Source organism: Nonomuraea sp. NPDC049649 (genome assembly GCF_040675175.1).
Lineage (GTDB): Bacteria > Actinomycetota > Actinomycetes > Streptosporangiales > Streptosporangiaceae > Nonomuraea.
This window is the reverse complement of sequence record NZ_JBFAOH010000019.1, coordinates 115,367-133,342: the sequence shown is the minus strand read 5'-3', so window position 1 is coordinate 133,342 and position 17,976 is coordinate 115,367. Positions and strand designations below refer to the sequence as shown.

Annotated in this window: 16 protein-coding genes, 1 rRNA gene and 1 pseudogene; 8 read left to right on the top strand and 10 right to left on the bottom strand. The window is 70.4% G+C overall.

Annotated features, from left to right (window positions below; translation table 11 throughout):
- Positions 1-63: ribosomal RNA gene (locus AB0J42_RS23575) — 16S ribosomal RNA — on the bottom strand; the annotation flags it as partial.
- A gap of 301 nt (positions 64-364) precedes the next feature.
- Here AB0J42_RS23575 and AB0J42_RS23570 point away from each other — a divergent pair.
- Positions 365-2,428 (top strand): S9 family peptidase, encoded by a 2,064-nt coding sequence (locus AB0J42_RS23570; RefSeq protein ID WP_364297784.1) that lies wholly within the window; start codon positions 365-367, stop codon positions 2,426-2,428.
- Positions 2,425-3,423, top strand: a complete 999-nt coding sequence (mgrA, locus tag AB0J42_RS23565; protein ID WP_364297782.1) for an L-glyceraldehyde 3-phosphate reductase — start codon at positions 2,425-2,427, stop codon at positions 3,421-3,423. The genes AB0J42_RS23570 and mgrA overlap by 4 nt, the downstream gene beginning before the upstream one ends.
- Here mgrA and AB0J42_RS23560 read toward each other — a convergent pair.
- Positions 3,392-5,824, bottom strand: a complete 2,433-nt coding sequence (locus AB0J42_RS23560; protein WP_364297780.1) for a lysylphosphatidylglycerol synthase transmembrane domain-containing protein — start codon at positions 5,822-5,824, stop codon at positions 3,392-3,394. The genes mgrA and AB0J42_RS23560 overlap by 32 nt on opposite strands.
- 131 nt (positions 5,825-5,955) lie before the next feature.
- On the opposite strand from AB0J42_RS23560, the gene AB0J42_RS23555 reads away from it, so the two are divergent.
- Complete coding sequence (locus tag AB0J42_RS23555; protein ID WP_364297778.1) at positions 5,956-7,947, top strand: molybdopterin-dependent oxidoreductase; 1,992 nt, start codon at positions 5,956-5,958, stop codon at positions 7,945-7,947.
- On the opposite strand, the gene AB0J42_RS23550 is transcribed toward AB0J42_RS23555, so the two are convergent.
- Both AB0J42_RS23550 and AB0J42_RS23545 read right to left on the bottom strand, forming a co-directional pair.
- Complete coding sequence (locus AB0J42_RS23550; protein WP_364297788.1) at positions 7,934-8,332, bottom strand: GNAT family N-acetyltransferase; 399 nt, start codon at positions 8,330-8,332, stop codon at positions 7,934-7,936. The two genes, AB0J42_RS23555 and AB0J42_RS23550, sit on opposite strands and share 14 nt — an antisense overlap.
- Before the next feature lie 114 nt (positions 8,333-8,446).
- A pseudogene (locus AB0J42_RS23545) lies at positions 8,447-8,851 on the bottom strand (GNAT family N-acetyltransferase); the annotation flags it as partial.
- A gap of 92 nt (positions 8,852-8,943) precedes the next feature.
- Between AB0J42_RS23545 and AB0J42_RS23540 the strand changes: the two are divergent.
- Positions 8,944-9,390, top strand: coding sequence for a hypothetical protein (locus tag AB0J42_RS23540; RefSeq protein WP_364297776.1), 447 nt, complete (start codon positions 8,944-8,946; stop codon positions 9,388-9,390).
- Between the two features lie 4 nt (positions 9,391-9,394).
- Here AB0J42_RS23540 and AB0J42_RS23535 read toward each other — a convergent pair whose 3' ends face one another.
- A complete protein-coding gene (locus tag AB0J42_RS23535) occupies positions 9,395-9,772 on the bottom strand; it encodes a VOC family protein (protein WP_364297774.1) in 378 nt (125 codons plus the stop codon).
- Between the two features lie 42 nt (positions 9,773-9,814).
- Positions 9,815-10,612: a class I SAM-dependent methyltransferase gene (locus AB0J42_RS23530; RefSeq protein ID WP_364297772.1), complete on the bottom strand. Its 798-nt coding sequence runs from the start codon at positions 10,610-10,612 to the stop codon at positions 9,815-9,817.
- A 102-nt stretch (positions 10,613-10,714) separates the two neighbouring features.
- Here AB0J42_RS23530 and AB0J42_RS23525 point away from each other — a divergent pair, with 102 nt between their 5' ends.
- A complete protein-coding gene (locus AB0J42_RS23525) occupies positions 10,715-12,520 on the top strand; it encodes an acyl-CoA dehydrogenase (protein ID WP_364297770.1) in 1,806 nt (601 codons plus the stop codon).
- A 178-nt stretch (positions 12,521-12,698) separates the two neighbouring features.
- Positions 12,699-12,923 carry a hypothetical protein gene (locus AB0J42_RS23520; RefSeq protein ID WP_364297768.1) on the top strand — a complete coding sequence of 75 codons (225 nt, stop codon included), beginning with the start codon at positions 12,699-12,701 and terminating at the stop codon, positions 12,921-12,923.
- On the opposite strand, the gene AB0J42_RS23515 is transcribed toward AB0J42_RS23520, so the two are convergent.
- Positions 12,920-13,213, bottom strand: coding sequence for a Dabb family protein (locus AB0J42_RS23515; protein WP_364297766.1), 294 nt, complete (start codon positions 13,211-13,213; stop codon positions 12,920-12,922). The two genes, AB0J42_RS23520 and AB0J42_RS23515, sit on opposite strands and share 4 nt — an antisense overlap.
- Positions 13,214-13,257: 44 nt before the next feature.
- On the opposite strand from AB0J42_RS23515, the gene AB0J42_RS23510 reads away from it, so the two are divergent.
- A complete protein-coding gene (locus AB0J42_RS23510) occupies positions 13,258-13,956 on the top strand; it encodes an NUDIX domain-containing protein (RefSeq protein ID WP_364297764.1) in 699 nt (232 codons plus the stop codon).
- A gap of 4 nt (positions 13,957-13,960) precedes the next feature.
- Here AB0J42_RS23510 and AB0J42_RS23505 read toward each other — a convergent pair whose 3' ends face one another.
- The 3 genes from AB0J42_RS23505 to pdhA are packed head-to-tail and all read right to left on the bottom strand — an operon-like array spanning position 13,961 to position 17,424.
- Entirely contained in the window at positions 13,961-15,340 is a 1,380-nt protein-coding gene (locus tag AB0J42_RS23505) for a dihydrolipoamide acetyltransferase family protein (RefSeq protein WP_364297762.1), read from the bottom strand.
- 15 nt (positions 15,341-15,355) lie between these two features.
- Positions 15,356-16,336, bottom strand: a complete 981-nt coding sequence (locus AB0J42_RS23500; protein WP_364297760.1) for an alpha-ketoacid dehydrogenase subunit beta — start codon at positions 16,334-16,336, stop codon at positions 15,356-15,358.
- The gene (gene pdhA / locus AB0J42_RS23495; RefSeq protein WP_364297758.1) at positions 16,333-17,424 is read right to left on the bottom strand and encodes a pyruvate dehydrogenase (acetyl-transferring) E1 component subunit alpha; all 1,092 of its coding nucleotides are present in this window, start codon (positions 17,422-17,424) and stop codon (positions 16,333-16,335) included. The genes AB0J42_RS23500 and pdhA overlap by 4 nt, the downstream gene beginning before the upstream one ends.
- 228 nt (positions 17,425-17,652) lie before the next feature.
- Here pdhA and purS point away from each other — a divergent pair, with 228 nt between their 5' ends.
- The gene (gene purS, locus AB0J42_RS23490; protein ID WP_364297756.1) at positions 17,653-17,898 is read left to right on the top strand and encodes a phosphoribosylformylglycinamidine synthase subunit PurS; all 246 of its coding nucleotides are present in this window, start codon (positions 17,653-17,655) and stop codon (positions 17,896-17,898) included.
- The last annotated feature ends 78 nt before the right edge of the window (positions 17,899-17,976 follow it).

Below are 17,976 nucleotides of genomic sequence, written 5' to 3'. Positions count from 1 at the left end.
GACTTGCATGTGTTAAGCACGCCGCCAGCGTTCGTCCTGAGCCAGGATCAAACTCTCCATAAAAGGATCTGTTGAATCCCAACCATAAGAATCCGCCATGAATCATGACGGGGTTGTGCATCATGCACTGGCTTTTAACACACTGTTGAGTTCTCAAGAAACGGACGCTTTCGGGGCGTTTCGCTTCGTATTTATCTTCGCACCCCCCGAAACTCGTGTCAAATTGACGCGATTCCCGGAAAGGTGGAGGAATGTCGCCGGGTTGACCGGCTCCACAAGATTAGCAGCGCCCAAGGAGTGCTCGCGCCGCGTTCCCGCGCCGCGCAGGCCACGAATCGATCACGGACGACCATAGACTCCCCACGTGAGCAGCAACCCGCCGCCTGTGGCTAAGAAGATCCCGGCTGAGCGCGTCCATCACGGAGACACCGTGATCGACGAGTACGCGTGGCTGGCCGACAAGGACGATCCGGACACCATCTCCTACCTGGAGGCGGAGAACGCCTATGTGGAACAGGAGACCAAGCATCTGACGAGCCTGCGGGAGGAGGTGTTCCAGGAGATCAAGGGCCGCACCCAGGAGACCGACCTGTCGGTGCCCAGCCGCAAGGGCGCGTGGTGGTACTTCACCCGCACCGAGGAGGGCAAGCAGTACGCGGTGTCGTGCCGGGTGCCCGCCGAGAGCGAGACGCCGCCCGACATCACCCCCGGCGAACGCCTGGACCACGAGCAGGTCATCCTCGACGGCAACGAACTGGCGGGCGACAGCCCGTTCTTCTCGATGGGCACCAGCGCGGTCTCCCCCGACGGCACGATGCTCGCCTACTCGACCGACTTCAGCGGCGACGAGCGGTTCACGCTGCGGTTCAAGGACCTGCGGACCGGGGAGGTGCTGCCGGACGAGATCGAGGGCATCTTCTACGGCGGCGCCTGGTCGGCCGACGGCTCGACGTTCTTCTACACGCGGGTCGACGACGCCTGGCGTCCCTACCAGGTCTACCGCCACACGCTGGGCACCGGCGAGGACTCGCTCGTCTACCAGGAGGACGACGAGCGGTTCTGGGTCGGCATCGGGCTGACCAGGAGCGAGCGCTACCTCGTACTGAGCGCCGGCAGCAAGATCACCAGCGAGGTGCGCCTGCTCGACGCGGCCACCCCGGACGGCGAGTTCCGGCTCGTGCGGCCCCGCAAGACCGGCGTCGAGTACGGCCTCGACCACGCGGGCGACTTCTTCTACGTGCTCCACAACGAGAACGCGCGCAACTTCGAGCTGGCCACCGCGCCGCTCGACGACCCCGCCTCGTGGACGCCGCTGGTCTCACACCGCGAGGACACCCGGCTGCTGGAGATCGACGCGTTCGCCGGGCACGCCGTGCTGCACTTCCGCCGTGACGGGCTGACCGGCCTGCGCGTGCTGCCGCACAACGGCGAGCCGCCGTACGAGATCGAGTTCCCCGAGCCGCTGTACGACGTCGCGCCGGCGGGCAATCCCGAGTTCGTGACCGACAGGCTGAGGCTCGCCTACACCAGCATGGTGACGCCGGCCAGCGTCTACGACTACGAGCTGGCCACCCGCGAGCTGATCCTGCTGAAGCGGCGGCCGGTGCTGGGCGGCTACGACCCGGACGACTACGAGCAGTTCCGCGAGTGGGCGACGGCCGAGGACGGCACCCGCGTCCCGGTCTCCGTCGTCAAGCGGAAGGACAGCACGCTCCCGGCGCCGACGGTGCTGTACGGGTACGGCAGCTACGAGACGTCGATCGACCCGGGCTTCTCGGTGCCGCGGCTGTCGCTGCTGGACCGGGGGTTCGTGTTCGCCGTGGCGCACGTGCGCGGCGGCGGCGAGATGGGCCGCCACTGGTACGAGGACGGCAAGCTCACCCGGAAGAAGAACACGTTCACCGACTTCGTGGCGGTGGCCCGGCACGTCAAGGCGGCCGGGTGGAGCTCGAAGGTGATCGCCCGGGGCGGCTCGGCGGGTGGGCTGCTGATGGGCGCGGCGGTGAACCTGGCGCCGGAGGAGTTCGCGGGCGTGGTGGCCGAGGTGCCGTTCGTGGACGCGCTCAACACCATCCTCGACCCGTCGCTGCCGCTGACCGTGATCGAGTGGGACGAGTGGGGCGACCCGCTGCACGATCCCGAGGTGTACGCCTACATGAAGGAGTACACGCCCTACGAGAACATCGGCGATCGGACGTACCCGCCCATTCTCGCGATCACCAGCCTGAACGACACGCGGGTGCTGTACCACGAGCCGGCCAAGTGGATCGCGCGGCTGCGCGACCGGGCCTCCGGCGGGCCGTTCCTGCTCAAGACGGAGATGGGCGCCGGGCACGGCGGCCGGAGCGGGCGTTACGACGCCTGGCGTGAGGAGGCGTTCGCGCTCGCCTGGATCATCGAGCTGGGCATCCGGAGGGACCCGGCATGAACTACACGGCGGATCCGGCGCGCTACGAGCGCCAGCCGTACAACCGGAGCGGGCGCAGCGGGCTGAGGCTGCCGGCGGTGTCGCTGGGGCTCTGGCACAACTTCGGCGACGACCGCCCGCTCGCGAACTCGCGGGCGATCCTGCGCCGCGCCTTCGACCTGGGGGTCACGCACTTCGACCTGGCCAACAACTACGGGGTGCCGTACGGGTCGGCGGAGCGGAACTTCGGCCGGATCCTCCGGCAGGATTTCGGGCCGTACCGGGACGAGCTGATCATCTCGACCAAGGCGGGCTTCGACATGTGGCCCGGCCCGTACGGCGAGTGGGGGTCGCGCAAGTATCTGCTGGCCAGCCTGGACCAGTCGCTCAAGCGGATGGGCCTGGAGTACGTCGACATCTTCTACAGCCACCGGCCGGACCCGGACACGCCGCTGGAGGAGACGATGGGCGCGCTGGACCGGGCGGTGCGCTCGGGCAAGGCGCTGTACGCGGGCATCTCCAACTATCCGGCGGAGCTGACCGCGCAGGCGGCCAGGATCATGCGGGAGCTGGGCACGCCGCTGCTGATCCACCAGCCGTCCTACTCGATGATCAACCGGTGGATCGAGGACGGGCTGCTGGACACGCTGGAGGAGGCGGGCATGGGCTGCATCGTCTACTCGCCGCTGGCGCAGGGCCTGCTGACCGACCGCTACCTGAAGGGCGTGCCGGCGGACTCGCGGGCGGCCACCAGCCGATTCCTCAGCGCCGACCAGATCGACACCGAGCTGGCCGGCAAGCTGAACGCGATCGCCCAGGAGCGCGGGCAGACGCTGGCCCAGATGGCGCTGTCGTGGACGCTCCGGGACCCGCGGGTGACGAGCGTGCTGATCGGCGCGAGCAGCGTCGCCCAGCTGGAGGACAACGTGGCCTGCGTCGACGGCCCGGCGTTCACCGGCGACGAGCTGGAGGCGATCGACGCGATCACAGCGCCTCGTGCCGCTGGAGGTGCGTGAACGCCGCCCAGCCGGGGAGCACCGGCAGCCAGAACGTGAGCAGCCGGTAGAGCAGCACGGCCGACGTGGCCAGCTCGGCGGGCACCCCGGCCACGGTCAGGCCCGCCGTGAGCGACAGCTCGACCGCGCCCAGGCCGCCGGGCGTGGGCGCGGCCGAGCCGATCGCGTTGGCGGTGAGGTAGACGACCGCCACGGTGGTGAAGCCGATCTCCCAGTTGAAGGCGTGCACGCACGCGTACAGGCAGAGCACGAACGCGATCGTGATCATGAGGGTGCCGGCCGAGCCCTCGATCAGCTTGCGCGGCGACTGGAGCACGTCCAGCAGCCGCGGCAGCACGTTGGAGAACAGCCGCCGCATCCGCCCGGTCACCAGCCGGCGCAGCGGCGGCACCCCCAGCAGCGCCACGACCAGCAGCGCGACCGCGAGCAGCGCCACCACCAGCTCACGTGACGGGGTGAACGTGGTGGCCGTGTTGGAACCGGTGATGTAGGCGAACAGCAGCAGCAGGCCGATGTGGAAGCCGAGCATGACGAGCTGCGAGGCGCCCACGCTGGCCACCGCGAGCGCCGGCGCGATGCCGCGTTTCTGCAGGTAGCGGGTGTTGATGGCGACGCCGCCGACGGCGGCGGGCGCGACGAGTTTCACGAACGAGGCCGCGAACTGCACGAGCGTGGTCCGCCAGAGCGGCAGCGAGTCGGGCACGAAGCCTCTGAGCACGAACGCGGCGGCCACGAAGCTGGCGAACGAGGCGGCCAGCGCCAGCACCGACCAGGCCCAGTTGGCCTGGGTGACGACCTCCACCAGGTTGACCTGGCTGAGCTGGGAGAGCAGGAAGTAGGCGGCGAGCGCGCTGGCGATGATGGTGACGAGGGTGCGCGGCCGGAACCGCTCCAGCCGGATCTCCTCGACCTTCACCTCGGGTTCGAGCGCGGCGATCTGCTCGCGTACGGCGGCGAGCAGGTTCTTGTCCTTGGCCAGGGCGGCGCGGGTCTCGCGGGTCAGCGCGATGCGCTGCAGCAGCGGCATGGCGGCGGCCAGCGCCTCGGTGCCCATGACCGTGTGCGCCTCCCGTACCGACCGTTCGGGACCGACGCGCAGCGCCAGGTAGACGAGGAGCTGGGCGACGTCGAGCCGGAGCAGCAGGTCTCCGGCGGCGATCTCGCCGCTGCGGGCGTCGGTGAGCACGACCCGGCCGGCCTTGTCGAGGTGGATGCCCTCGCCGGTGAGCCGCCGGTGCGCGAGCCGCTGGATCTGCAGCAGCGACACCTGCTCCCAGATCTGGTGCAGGACGCCGTCGTCGATCTCCTCGGTGGGCACCTCGTCGAGCGGCCGGGTGTCGAGGTGCTCGTAGGCGAGCAGGGCCGCTTCCGTGCCGATCTCGCTCGTGCCGAGCAGGCGGGGCGTGCTGGCTCCGGCCGCCTGCGCGGCGTAGGCCATCAGCGCCTCCCGCTCCAGCTCGGCGCGGAGCGAGCGGATGGCCCTGCGCCTGGTCTCGGTGCTGAGCCGGAAGCGCCGCCAGAGCCGGTAGGGCAGGCCGGCCACCTGACGGTCGCGGTCGAGCACGGTGACGTCGAGGCGGGTGCCGTCAGCGAGCCCGACGGCGTAGCGGCGGCTGCCCTGGTGGTCGTCCTCGATGCGGCGGGCCGACACGGGCGAGAACGACAGCTTGCGCAGGGCCGCGATCACCGCGTTGCCCGGCGGTCTGGTGTTGGGGCTGCCGATCCCGTACAGGGTGGCGTAGCCGATGGCCATGCCGACCAGGACGGTGACGATGGCGCCCGGCAGGGTGACCTGCCTGCCGGAGTAGAGGGCCAGGATGTAGAGCGCGATGACCGTCCACATGAGCGCCCGCCAGGTCGGCCGGCGGGCCATGCGGACCGCGGTGGTGTAGGCGAGGACGGACGTGAGCAGCGTGTTGATCGGCTCGATGCTGCGCCCGCCGGTGAGCAGCTGGTGGAGGTCGTCGGCGTTGCCCGCGAGCAGCCACTGGCCGGTCAGGAACGCGCCGACCATGCCGATGATGGCGGCGATCAGCCCTTCGGCGACGCGCAGGCCGTCGCGGTGGAAGACGCGCTCCACGGCGAAGGCGACCGGCACGGTGAGCACAGCGGCGCCGCCGATGAACGTGGCGATCCGGCTGAGCAGCGGCACCAGGGTGGTGCCCTCCGTGACGTCGCGCTCCAGCCCGTACAGGGTCTGCTTGGCGACCAGCGCCAGCAGGATCACGGCCGCCAGCGCGGCCAGCGTCACGAGCAGGCGCAGCAGGTCGGACGGGCGGCGCAGCCGCTGCGGCAGCAGCGGCTCCACCACGTACACGTCCGGCTCAGCGCGGCTCTCGGGAGCGGGCGGGCCCCCTTTACGGGGTTCCTCCGCGTCGTCGCGTTCTCTGATCTCGGCCACCGACAGCGATTCTGCACCTTCCAAGCGAGACCGTACGTACTTGTGGGCCTAGTGTCCCGAATCGTCACGTCAATCGGGGCATCGGGCCCCGGGGGCCTCTTGCCCGTAAGCTGTGTCTTATGCCAGGTGACTTGAGGGTTCTGGGCGCGTGCCCGCTTGACTGTCCCGACACCTGCTCCTGGGTGGTGACCGTACGCGACGGCGAGGCCGTCTCGATGCGCGGCAACCCCGACCAGCCGTACACCAGAGGCGCGCTCTGCGTGAAGGTCAACCGCTACCTGGAACACACCCGGGCGGCCGACCGCATCCTCTACCCGATGCGGCGGACCGGGCCCAAGGGGTCCGGGCAGTTCGAGCGCATCAGCTGGGACGAGGCGCTGGAGGAGATCTCCGTACGGCTGCGCGCCATCGTCGAGGAGCACGGCGGCCAGGCGATCTGGCCCTACCTGGGCACCGGGTCGCTCGGTTACCTGCAAGGTTGCGAGGGCGTGGCCGGGCGGCGGTTCTGGAACATGCTGGGCGCCTCCCGCCACTGGCTGAACATCTGCTCGACCGCCGGCAACACGGGGCTGAAGCTGGCCAACGGCACTCCGGGCGGCATGGACCCGGAGAACTTCGCGCAGGCCAAGCTGATCTTGCTGTGGGGCACGAACCCGCTGACCAGCGGCCACCACCTGTGGAAGTTCATCCAGGACGCGCGCGCCGACGGCGCCCACGTGGTCGCCATCGACCCGATCCGCACCCGTACGGCCGACCAGGCGGACGAGCACCTGGCGATCCGGCCCGGCACCGACGCGGCGCTCGCGCTCGGCCTGCTCCACGTGGTGCTGGCGGAGAACGCGCAGGACGAGGAGTTCCTGGCCACGCGGACCGAGGGCTGGGAGGACTTCCGCGCGGAGATCATGGAGTATCCGGTCGAGCGGGTCGCGGAGATCACCGGGCTGCCCGCCGAGGCCATCCACAGGCTGGGGACGAGGCTGGCGCACACCCGCCCGACCGCGATCCGCGCCACCATGGGCCTCCAGCGCCACTCCGGCGGCGGCACCGCGCTGCGCACCATCGCCGCGATCCCCGGCGTGACCGGCGACTGGCGGCACCCCGGCGGCGGGGTGGCGTACTCGACCAGCGGTCACGTCCACCTGCGCGTCGACACCCGCGACGACCTGCTGCCCGGCCCGGTCCGCACGCTCACCATGACCCGGCTGGGCTCGGAGCTGGCCAAGCCCGACTCGGTCAAGTGCCTGTTCGTGTACGCGGCGAACCCGGCGGGCTCGACCTCCGACGCCAACGCGGTGCGGGCGGGCCTGGCCCGCGAGGACCTGTTCACCGTGGTCGTGGAGCAGTTCCCGACCGACACCGCCGACTACGCCGACATCGTGCTCCCGGCCACCATGCAGACCGAGCACTTCGACCTGCACGCCGGCTACGGGCACCTCTACCTGCTGTGGAACGAGCCCGCCACGCCGCCGCCGGGCGAGTGCGTGTCCACCACCGAGCTGTTCCGGCGGCTGGCCGCCCACATGGGGATGACCGAGCCGTCGCTGTTCGCCTCCGACCTGGAGCTGGCCGAGGAGCTGCTGTCGAGCGGCCACCCGTCGCTCCACGGCGTCACGCTCGACCGGCTGCGCAAGGAGGGCTGGGTGCGGATGAACTATCCGGCGCCCTTCGCGCCGTTCGCCGAGGGCTTCCCGACCGACTCCGGCCGGATGCGGTTCCCGCCGCGCGGCAAGGCGTACGTGCCGTCGCGGTCCTCGCAGACCGAGGGCGGGCTGGTGCTGATCACCCCGGCGCCGCACACCTTCCTCAACACCACGTTCGCGAACAACCCGGAGCTGCTGCGCCGGGCCAAGGACCCGGTCGTGCTGGTCAACCCGGCCGACGCGGCGGCGCGCGGGCTGGCGGGCGGGCAGCGGGTCCGGGTGCGCAACGCCTTCGGCGAGTTCCTGGCCGACGTGGAGATCAGCGACCGGGTGGCGCCGGGCGTGGTCGCCTCCGAGAAGGGCCGCTGGCCCAAGCTCACCCCCGGCGGCTCGAACCCGAACGCGGTGGTCGAGGAGCGCGACGCCGACCTGGGCAGGGGCGCCGTCTACCACGACAACCGGGTGGAGCTCATCCCAGCGTGAGCTTGTAACCCTCGTGGGAGGCGGTGAAGCCGAGCGAGTCGTAGAAGCGGTGCGCGTCGCGGCGTGTCTTGTCGGAGGTGAGCTGCACCATCGCGCAGCCGCGGGCGCGGGCCCGGTCGATCGCCCACTGGATCATCCTGCGGCCCAGCCCCTCGCCGCGGGCCTGGGCGGCGACCCTGACGGCCTCGATCTGGCAGCGCTCGGAGCCCAGCCGCGACAGCCCGGCCAGGTAGGTCAGCTGCATCGTGCCGATCACCTTGCCGTCCCGCTCGGCCACGATCAGCTCGTCCCACGGGTCCGCGTCGATGCGCTCGAAGGCGGCCATGTAGCGCGGGTCGTTCGGGTCGCCCTCGCGCTGGGCGCCCAGCGGGTCGTCGGCCAGCATGGCCACGATCGCGGGCACGTCCTCCGCGCGGGCCTGGCGGAAGAGCAGGGACAGCGCGTAGTGGGATTCGGGGATGTCCGGGTTGGACGGCAGGCCCATCGTCTTCCCGGTGGGCGTGAACCCCTTGCGGGTGTAGAGGGCCTTGGCGGCGGTGTTGTGGTCGACGCACCACAGCTCCATCTCCTCCAGGCCCTGCCCGCGGGCGTGCTCGATCGCCGCGTCCACCAGGAGCGAGCCGACGCCGCGGTTCCTGGCCTCCGGAGCCACCCACATGGACAGCAGGTGCGCCGTGCCCTCCTCGACGCGCACGCAGACCAGCCCGGCGTCGGCGCCGTCCACGACGGCCACCCGCCACCAGGAGCCGGTCAGCCGCTCAAGCCACTTCTCGGGCGTGAAGGCGCTTTCTCGCTCGTACGACGATCCGAAGGCGTCCGGCGCGTCCCGCAGCGCGCGCAGCCGGACCGTCTTCAGCCGCTCCCACTCGTCCGCGCCCAACTCCGCGATCGCGATCTCTGTCATGGGTCGCATCATGTCAAAGGCCCTCCTACCAGGGTCGAAATCAGGGTGCATCCCCGATGTGGGCAAGGGGTCCGCGCAGGCACGCTGAGGACATGAACGAAATCACCCGACGTGATGAAGTCTCCCTGTCCGGTGCGGCGCTGCGTGGCGCGCCGTGGAAGGCCGCCGCCGTCGGCGGCGGGGCGGTCGCCGCGGCGAGCTTCGGCACCGGCCTGATCACCGGTGGTGCCGACCTGTCGGGGGCGCTCGGCCTGGGCATCGCCCTGTTCACGCTGATCGCCGCCATCGGGGCGGTGGCCAAGCCCTACGAGGGCGACCGCGTGACGCGCCAGGCGCGCCAGTGGGGGTTGCGCCACCCGTGGCGGTTCGCGCTGATGCCCGCCGGCATCGCGATGGTGCTCGACTATCCGGTGCAGGTCATCTTCGACGACGCGCACTGGTTCGGCGGGGTGTTCGACGCCGCGTGGCACGGTCTGCTCGTGTACGTCATCGCGGCGGTGGTGACGATGACGCTGAAGGGACGTGTCCTGACGCGGTGACGGCTCACCCAACCCGCTCGGCCTGGCCCCGGCATACGCAGAACTCGTTGCCCTCCGGGTCGAGCATGGTGACCCAGCCCTTGCCCTCGTCGTCACGGCGGTCCTCGTACAGGGTCGCGCCGAGCCGGAGCAGCCGCTCGACCTCCTGCTCGCGGGTGGACCCGGCGGTGGCGCTGACGTCGATGTGCAGCCGGTTCTTCACCGACTTGCCCTCGGGGACGCGGATGAACAGCAGGAACGGGTAGCGCCCGGTCTCCAGCATCACCTCGTCGTCGCCCGGCTTGTCGCCCTCGCCGAACGGGAGCCCGAGCGCCTCACCCCACCACGAGGCGAGCTTGTACGGGTCGGCGCAGTCGACGGTCACACACTGGATTTCGATCACATGTTCAGCCAAGCGTGCCGCCGGCGGCCGCGTCAAACGGGATTAGTCCCACCAGAGGGTGACCCAGCGGTCGCGGGGCAGCGGCCACATGCCGAGCTCCAGGGCGACCCGGGCGACCTCCTCCGCCCTGGACGGCTCCAGGCAGATGCGCAGGCATGCGCTCCTCGCCAGCTCCTCCAGCGAGTCGAAGCGCTCCAGCGGTGACTCGCGCTCCTCGACGTGGACGTCGAAGCCGAGCGCGGCCGCCAGCGCCACGCAGTCTTCCGCGATGGGCCGCACCGGGCGTTCGATGCCGTGGAAGTGTTCCCACAGCGGCGACATCCAGCTCATCGGGTGGCGGTTGGGCAGCTCCAGCACCACCCGGCCGCGGGTGCGGCTGTCGAGGGCGCGCAGGAAACGGTCGAGGTCGGGCACGTTGTAGACGACGTGGGCGGCGACCGACACGTCGACCTCGGGCACCCGTCCGGCGACGTCCGGCCAGCGGCCCTCGACCGTGGTGACGGGGACGCCCAGCTTGTCGGCGCGGGCCGCCAGCTCCTCCAGCATCGCGCCCGAGGTGTCGACCGCGTACAGGTGGCCGATCCGATCGCGCAGCGGCAGGGACGAGGCTCCGGGGCCGGAGCCGACGTCGAGCAGCGTGCCGCCCTCCGGCAGCGCCTCGGCCATCCGGGTCAGCGTGGGGCCGTCGCCGGGCTCGGCGAGCGCCTTGTCGGTGCGGGTGGTGAAGCGCGCCACGGGATAGGACCACGGGTCGGCCGGGGCCGCGGCGAGGATCTCCTCCGGAATGGCCCAGGATTCCAGGCGCTCTCGCCAGCGCGCGGCGAGTTCTTCGGCGTCCATGAACCGAGCATGCCACGCATATCTCTGGTTACCCGCGGGTAGCATTCCTAGTAAGGTTACTGGCCAGTACGAATCTCACCGGGTTCAAGGAGAGCTGCACCGATGGGCCACTACAAGAGCAACCTTCGCGACCTTGAGTTCAACCTCTTCGAAGTCTTCGGGCGGCGCGAGATCCTCGGCAGCGGTCCCTACGCGGAGATCGACGAGGACGTCGCGCGCAGCATCCTGGACGAGGTGAACAGGCTGTCGACCACGGTGCTCGCCGAGTCGTTCGAGGAGGGCGACCGCAACCCGCCCGTCTTCGACCCCGCGACCGGCTCGGTGACCCTTCCCGACGGCTTCAAGAAGTCGTACCAGGCGCTGATCGACGGCGGCTGGGCGCACCTCGACCTGCCCCAGGAGCTGGGCGGCCCCGGCATCCCGCGCAGCCTCGCCTGGGCGGCCGCCGAGATGGTGCTGGGCGCGAACCCGGCGCTCTACATGTACGGAGCCGGCCCCAACTTCGCCTACACCCTGTGGAAGCTGGGCACCCCCGAGCAGAAGCGCTTCGCCGAGCTGGCCATCGAGCGCGACTGGGGCGCCACCATGGTGCTCACCGAGCCGGACGCGGGCTCCGACGTCGGCGCCGGCCGCGCCAGGGCCGTACGCCAGGAGGACGGCTCCTGGCACATCGAGGGCGTCAAGCGCTTCATCACCAGCGCCGAGCAGGACATGACGGAGAACATCTTCCACCTGGTGCTGGCCCGGCCCGAGGGCCACGGCCCCGGCACCAAGGGCCTGTCGATGTTCCTGGTGCCCAAGTACCACGTCGACCTGGAGACCGGCGAGCTCGGCGAGCGCAACGGCGTGTACGTGACCAACGTCGAGCACAAGATGGGCCTGAAGGTCTCCACCACCTGCGAGCTGACCTTCGGCGAGAAGCACCCGGCGATCGGCTGGCTGGTCGGCGAGGTGCACGAGGGCATCAAGCAGATGTTCATGGTCATCGAGCACGCCCGCATGATGGTCGGCACCAAGGCCATCGCCACCCTCTCCACCGGCTACCTCAACGCGCTGGAGTACGCCAAGTCCCGGGTCCAGGGCGCCGACCTCACCCGGCAGGCCGACAAGACCGCGCCCCGGGTCACCATCACCCACCACCCCGACGTACGCCGCGAGCTCATGCTGCAGAAGGCCTACGCCGAGGGCATGCGGGCGCTGGTGCTCTACACGGCCACCTTCCAGGACGCCCTCCAGATCGACCCCGCGGACCGGCACGCCGAGGAGATGAACGACCTGCTGCTGCCCGTGGTCAAGGGCGTCGGGTCGGAGCGCTCGTACGAACTGCTGTCCCGTTCGCTGCAGACCCTGGGCGGCTCCGGCTACCTCCAGGACTACCCGATCGAGCAGTACATCCGGGACGCGAAGATCGACTCCCTGTACGAGGGGACGACCGCGATCCAGGGCATGGACCTGTTCTTCCGCAAGATCCTGCGCAACCAGGGCTCGGCCATCGGCAAGCTGCTCGCCGAGATCAACGAGTTCGCCTCCTCCGAGGCCGGCAACGGCCGGCTCAAGGAAGAGCGCAAGCTGCTCGCCGAGGCCGCGGGCGAGGTCAAGGTCATGGGCGACACGATGGCCGGCTGGGCGCTCGCCTCCATGGAGAAGCCGGAGGAGATCTACAAGGTCGGCCTCAACACCACCCGGCTCCTGCTCGCCCTCGGCGACCTGGTGATCGGCTGGCTGCTGCTGCGCCAGGCCGAGGTCGCCCTGGCCAGGCTGGCGGACGGCGAGGACCCGTTCTACCAGGGCAAGGTCGCCGCCGCCGAGTTCTTCGCGCAGACCGTGCTGCCGCGGCTGGCCGCGGAGCGCCGCGTGGTCACCGGCACCGGCCTGGGGCTCATGGAGCTCCCGGAGGAGGCCTTCTGACCGATCGGCACCTCAGGACACCCGTTCCGGGTTTCACCCCAGGACACCCGGTCCGGCCTCACCCCAGGACGCCCGTTCCGTTTCGGAACGGGCGTCCTGCGTTTCCCGGCAAGGTAGTGATCGCCCATACTCGGGTATGACCGTGGGCGTACGGACTGTTTGCCAACTGGAGGCCGTGATGGGTGTCGGGGTCAGCATCTTCTTCCTCACGCTCGGCGCCATCTTGAGGTTCGCGATCGAACCCGACGTGTTCGGTGAGAGCGTCCACATGGACGTCATCGGCCTCATCTTCATGATCGTGGGCGGGGCGGGCGTCGTGCTGAGCATCGTGATGGGGCCCAGGACCGGCCAGACCTCCGAGCGCCGGCTGATGCACCGCGAGAACAACCCGCCCGAGGTCTAGCAGGCGAACTGCACGGCGGCGCGGCTCTCCAGGATCGGCTTGATGTGCTCGGCGATCACCGCCTGGTGCCGGGGATGGTCCCGGTAGGCGCGGTAGTCGTCCTCGCTGTCGAAGTCGGCGACCACGGCGAAGTGGTGGTTGCCGGGGTTGATGCCGGCGTCGGCGCCGAGGGTGTACGAGCGGATCTGGGGGATCTCACCCGGCAGTTTGCTCAGCTCGGCCGCGACCGCGGCCTTCTGCTCCTCGGTGGCCTCCGGTGACCAGGTGAACAGCACCACATGACGAATCATGGCCAGACCTTATCGAGCCGGATCGTTCTCACTCTGAGAAAGACATGATGGAAGAGTTACCCCATCGGTACGCGCCGGTCGCGGTGACCGTCGACGTGGTGGCGCTGACCATCCGCGACCGGCGGCTGCAGGTGCTCGTCGCCGAGCGCGACGCCGGGCCGTACGCGGGATCGCGGGCGCTGCCGGGCGGGTTCATCAGGCCGGAGGAGGAGCTGGCCGAGGCGGCGGTGCGGGAGCTGGGCGCCCGGCCCGCCCACCTGGAGCAGCTCGCCAGCTACGGCGGCCCGGGACGCATGCGGGTCCTGTCCGTGTCGTACCTCGCCTTCGTCCCCCACCTGCCCCGCCCCCGGGCCGGCGCGGCCTGGCATCCGGCCGACGACCTGCCCCCGCTGGCCTCCGACCACGCCCGGATCGTCGCCGACGGGGTCGAACGGGCCCGCGCCAAGCTGGAGTACACACCGCTGGCCAGTGCCTTCGCGGGCGACACGTTCACCATCTCCGAGCTGCGGCAGATCTACGAGACCGTGTGGGGGACGCGGCTGCACCCCGGCAACTTCCACCGCAAGGTCCTGTCGGTGCCGGGCTTCGTCGAGGGCACCGGCGCGACCACGCGGACCGGCGGCGTCCGCGGCGGCCCCCGGGCCAGGCTCTACCGCGCCGGAGACGCCCGGCTCCTCCACCCGCCGCTGCTCCGGCCGGGCTCGGCGGGCACCGCCCCGGACCGGTCGCCGGGGCGGTGGTGAGCCGTCAGCTCCAGGCGAGCATGTGGAGCGGGTCCTCCAGCATGGCGCCGACGTCGCGCAGGAACAGCGAGCCCAGCTCGCCGTCGACCACCCGGTGGTCGAAGGAGACGGCCAGCGTCGTCACCTTCCGCACCGCCAGCTCGCCGCCGACCACCCACGGCATGTCCCTCACCTGGCCGAAGGCGAGGATGGCGCTCTCGCCCGGGTTCAGGATCGGGGTGCCGGCGTCGACGCCGAACACGCCCACGTTGGTGATCGTGATCGTGCCGCCCGACATCTCCGCCGGCTGGGTGCGGCCAGCCCGGGCCGTCTCCGCCAGCTCGTTGAGCGCGCGGGCGAGGTCGAGCAGCGAGAGGCTGTGGGCATTCTTGATGTTCGGCACCAGCAGGCCGCGCGGGGTGGCGGCGGCGATGCCCAGGTTCACGTGGCGCTTGACCACGATCTCCTGGGCCGCCTCATCCCACGCGGCGTTCATCATCGGGTAGCGGGCGGCGGCCACCAGGACGGCCTTGGCCACCAGGAGCAGCGGCGAGACCTTCACCCCGGCGAAGTCGGGCATCGCGCGCAGCCGCCCGACGGCCTCCATCGTCCGCGTGACGTCGACCTGGAGGAACTCGGTCACGTGGGGTGCGGTGAAAGCGCTGGCGACCATCGCCTGGGCGGTCATCTTGCGCACGCCCTTGACCGGGATGCGCTCCTCCTCCGGCGTCTCCGTGCGGGTCTCCGCGGGGGTCTCCCGCTCGGCCGCCCGGTGGACGTCCTCGCGGGTGATCGTGCCCTGCGGGCCGGTGCCGGTGAGGGTGGTGAGATCCACCCCCAGGTCCTTGGCCAGCTTGCGGACGGGCGGCTTGGCCAGCGCCGCCGGCCGGGGCTCGGGCTCCGGTTCCGGTTCCGCCGCCGGGGGCGGGGCGCCGGGGGTGGCGGTTCGGGCGGGGTTGGCCACGGGCGGGGCCGGGATGTTGGACGGCATCGGGGTCTTGCGTGGGCGCCGTCGCGTCGTACCGGGTTTGACTCCGTAGCCGACCAGGACCGCCTGGCGCTCCTCCTTGGGGGCGGGGCTGCCGTGGGCGCCCGGCTCGACCGCGCCCTCCTCGGGCGGGTTGGGGACGAGCTCCTCCGCCTTGGCCTCTCCGGGCGGCGCTTCCTCCAGGGTGTCGACCGTGATGACCGGGACGCCGACGTCCACCGTCTGGCCCTCCTCGGCCAGCAGCTCCGCCACCACGCCGTCCCACGGGATCGGCAGCTCCACGATGGACTTGGCCGTCTCGATCTCCACGACGATCTGGTTGACCTTGACCTCGTCGCCCGGCTGGACGTGCCAGCGGACGATCTCCGCCTCCGTCAGCCCCTCGCCGACGTCGGGGAGCTTGAACTCGCGTCGCATCTGCACAACCCCCTGTCAGTACGCGAAGGCGCGGTCGACGGCGTCGAGCACCCGGTCCAGGTCGGGGAGGTAGTGCTCCTCCAGCCTCGACGGCGGATAGGGGGTGGAGAAGCCGCCGACCCGCAGCACCGGCGACTCCAGGTGGTAGAAGCACTGCTCGGTGATCCGGGCCGCCAGCTCGGCGCCGAACCCGTTGTTGACCGGCGCCTCGTGGACCACGACCGCCCGGCCGGTCTTCCGTACGGACTCCATCACCAGCGGCTGGTCGAGCGGGTTGAGCGAGCGGAGGTCGACGACCTCCAGCGAGCGGCCCTCCTCCTCGGCGGCCTGCGCGGCCTCCAGGCAGGTCTTGACCATCGGCCCGTAGGCGAGCAGCGTGGCGTCGGTGCCGGGACGGGTCACCCGGCCCTTGTCCATGGGGGTCCACCAGCCGGTGCTCGTGGTGTCGACGTCGGCCTTCTCCCAGTAGCGCCGCTTCGGCTCGAAGAAGATCACCGGGTCTTCGCAGCGGATCGCCTGCTGGATCATCGCGTACGCGTCGGCGGGGTTGGAGCAGGCCACCACACGCAGGCCGCCGGTGTGCGTGAAGTACGCCTCGGGCGACTCGCTGTGGTGCTCGACCGCGCCGATGCCGCCGCCGCAGGGGATCCGTACGACCACCGGAAGCTTGATCGCGCCGAGCGAGCGCATCGGCATCTTGGCCAGCTGGGTGATGATCTGGTCGGCGGCCGGGAACACGAACCCGTCGAACTGGATCTCGCACACCGGCCGGTAGCCGCGGAGCGCCAGCCCGATCGCGGTGCCGATGATGCCGGACTCGGCCAGCGGCGTGTCGATCACGCGGTCCTCGCCGAAGTCCTTCTGCAGCCCGTCGGTCACCCGGAACACGCCGCCGAGCTTGCCCACGTCCTCGCCCATGATGAGGACCTTGGGGTCGTCCTCCATCGCCTTGCGCATGCCCTCGTTGAGCGCCTTGGACAGGCTCATCACGGTCATTTCTCGAACCCCTCCAAGTACGCGGCGAACTGGGCGCGCTCCTCGTCGAGCAGCGCGTGCGGCTCGGCGTAGACGTGCTCGAAGATGGCCATCGGGCCGGGGTCCGGCATGGCCAGGCAGCGGCGGCGCAGGTCGGCGCCGAGCTGGTCGGCCTCGGCCTCCACGGAGTCGAAGAACTCCTGGTCCGCCAGCTCGTTCTTGAACAGGTAGGCCTTGACGCGCTCGATCGGGTCCTTGAGCTTCCACGCCTCCAGCTCGCTGGCCACGCGGTAGCGGGTGGGGTCGTCGGTGGTGGTGTGGGCTCCCATCCGGTACGTGAACGCCTCGATGAGCGTGGGGCCCTGGCCCTCGCGGGCGTTCTTGAGCGCCTGGCGGGTGACGGCCAGGCAGGCGAAGACGTCGTTGCCGTCGACCCGGACGCCGGGGAAGCCGAACCCGGAGGCCCTGCGGTAGAGCGGGATGCGGGTCTGCTTCTCCAGCGGGGCGGAGATGGCCCACTGGTTGTTCTGGCAGAAGAACACGATCGGGGCGTTGAACACGCCGGCCCAGATGAACGACTCGTTCACGTCGCCCTGGGAGGTGGCGCCGTCGCCGAAGTAGACCATCGTGGCGGCGTTCGCGTCGTCGCGCTGGATGCCCATCGCGTAGCCGACGGCGTGCAGGGTCTGGCTGCCGATGACGATCGTGTAGAGGTGGAAGTTGTGTTCCTGCGGGTCCCAGCCGCCGTGACTGACGCCGCGGAACAGGCCCAGCAGCTTGACCGGGTCGACGCCGCGGCACCACGCCACGCCGTGCTCGCGGTAGGTGGGGAAGGCCATGTCGGTGTCGGCCAGCGCCCGGCCGGAGCCGATCTGCGCGGCCTCCTGGCCGAGGAGGGAGGCCCAGATGCCGAGCTCGCCCTGGCGCTGCAGGGCGACGGCCTCCAGGTCGACGCGCCGGACGAGCACCAGGTCGCGGTAGAGGGATCTGATGTCTTCCGGTGTCAGGTCGATGTCGTAGTCGGGGTGCTGAACTCGCTCGCCCTCAGGGGTGAGTAGCTGGACGAGCTCCGGGGGTGCTTCGGCACCACGAGAGGCGTCGGTGGTCACGTGCCACTCCTGTGCGGTCGGGGCCGAATACGGCGGGATTGCCGCCTGTCATCGGCCTTCGGGTGCATACCACCATGGGGTGATGGTTCGTATGCTCTTGGAGCCATCGTGGCAGACGTCACAGTCCATTGCACAAGCCCCATGCCCTCCCCGTTCCCCGCGTTCTGGCGGCGAACACACGCCGGTAGGCTGTGGTTTGCCAACCCCGCCGTACCCAGGAGGAACGCAGTGGCGCGCGTGATCGTAGACGTGATGCTGAAGCCCGAGATTCTCGACCCGCAGGGCCAGGCCATCGCCCGCGCGCTGCCCCGGCTGGGCTTCTCCGGTGTCTCCGCCGTACGACAGGGCAAGCGGTTCGAGCTGGACCTCGACGGCCCCGCCGACGAGGCGGCCATTGCGGACGTCCGAAAGATGGCCGAGACTCTGCTCGCCAACACCGTCATCGAGGACTTCACGGTCCGCGTCGAAGAGTAGAACAGCACATATCACATGGGGTCGTGCCGCATTCCGGCGCGCCAGAATGCCACGCGAACCCCAACAGTAAATAACAAC

What these genes read in the sequence shown, in the direction of transcription:
- mgrA (WP_364297782.1), top strand. Translation starts at nt 2,425, where the DNA reads ATGAACTACACGGCGGATCCGGCGCGCTACGAGCGCCAGCCGTACAAC.
- AB0J42_RS23550 (WP_364297788.1), bottom strand. Translation starts at nt 8,332, where the DNA reads ATGCTGGCCGACGACCCGCTGGGCGCCCAGCGCGAGGGCGACCCGAAC.
- AB0J42_RS23540 (WP_364297776.1), top strand. Translation starts at nt 8,944, where the DNA reads ATGAACGAAATCACCCGACGTGATGAAGTCTCCCTGTCCGGTGCGGCG.
- AB0J42_RS23530 (WP_364297772.1), bottom strand. Translation starts at nt 10,612, where the DNA reads ATGGACGCCGAAGAACTCGCCGCGCGCTGGCGAGAGCGCCTGGAATCC.
- AB0J42_RS23525 (WP_364297770.1), top strand. Translation starts at nt 10,715, where the DNA reads ATGGGCCACTACAAGAGCAACCTTCGCGACCTTGAGTTCAACCTCTTC.
- AB0J42_RS23520 (WP_364297768.1), top strand. Translation starts at nt 12,699, where the DNA reads ATGGGTGTCGGGGTCAGCATCTTCTTCCTCACGCTCGGCGCCATCTTG.
- AB0J42_RS23515 (WP_364297766.1), bottom strand. Translation starts at nt 13,213, where the DNA reads ATGATTCGTCATGTGGTGCTGTTCACCTGGTCACCGGAGGCCACCGAG.
- AB0J42_RS23510 (WP_364297764.1), top strand. Translation starts at nt 13,258, where the DNA reads ATGATGGAAGAGTTACCCCATCGGTACGCGCCGGTCGCGGTGACCGTC.
- AB0J42_RS23505 (WP_364297762.1), bottom strand. Translation starts at nt 15,340, where the DNA reads ATGCGACGCGAGTTCAAGCTCCCCGACGTCGGCGAGGGGCTGACGGAG.
- AB0J42_RS23500 (WP_364297760.1), bottom strand. Translation starts at nt 16,336, where the DNA reads ATGACCGTGATGAGCCTGTCCAAGGCGCTCAACGAGGGCATGCGCAAG.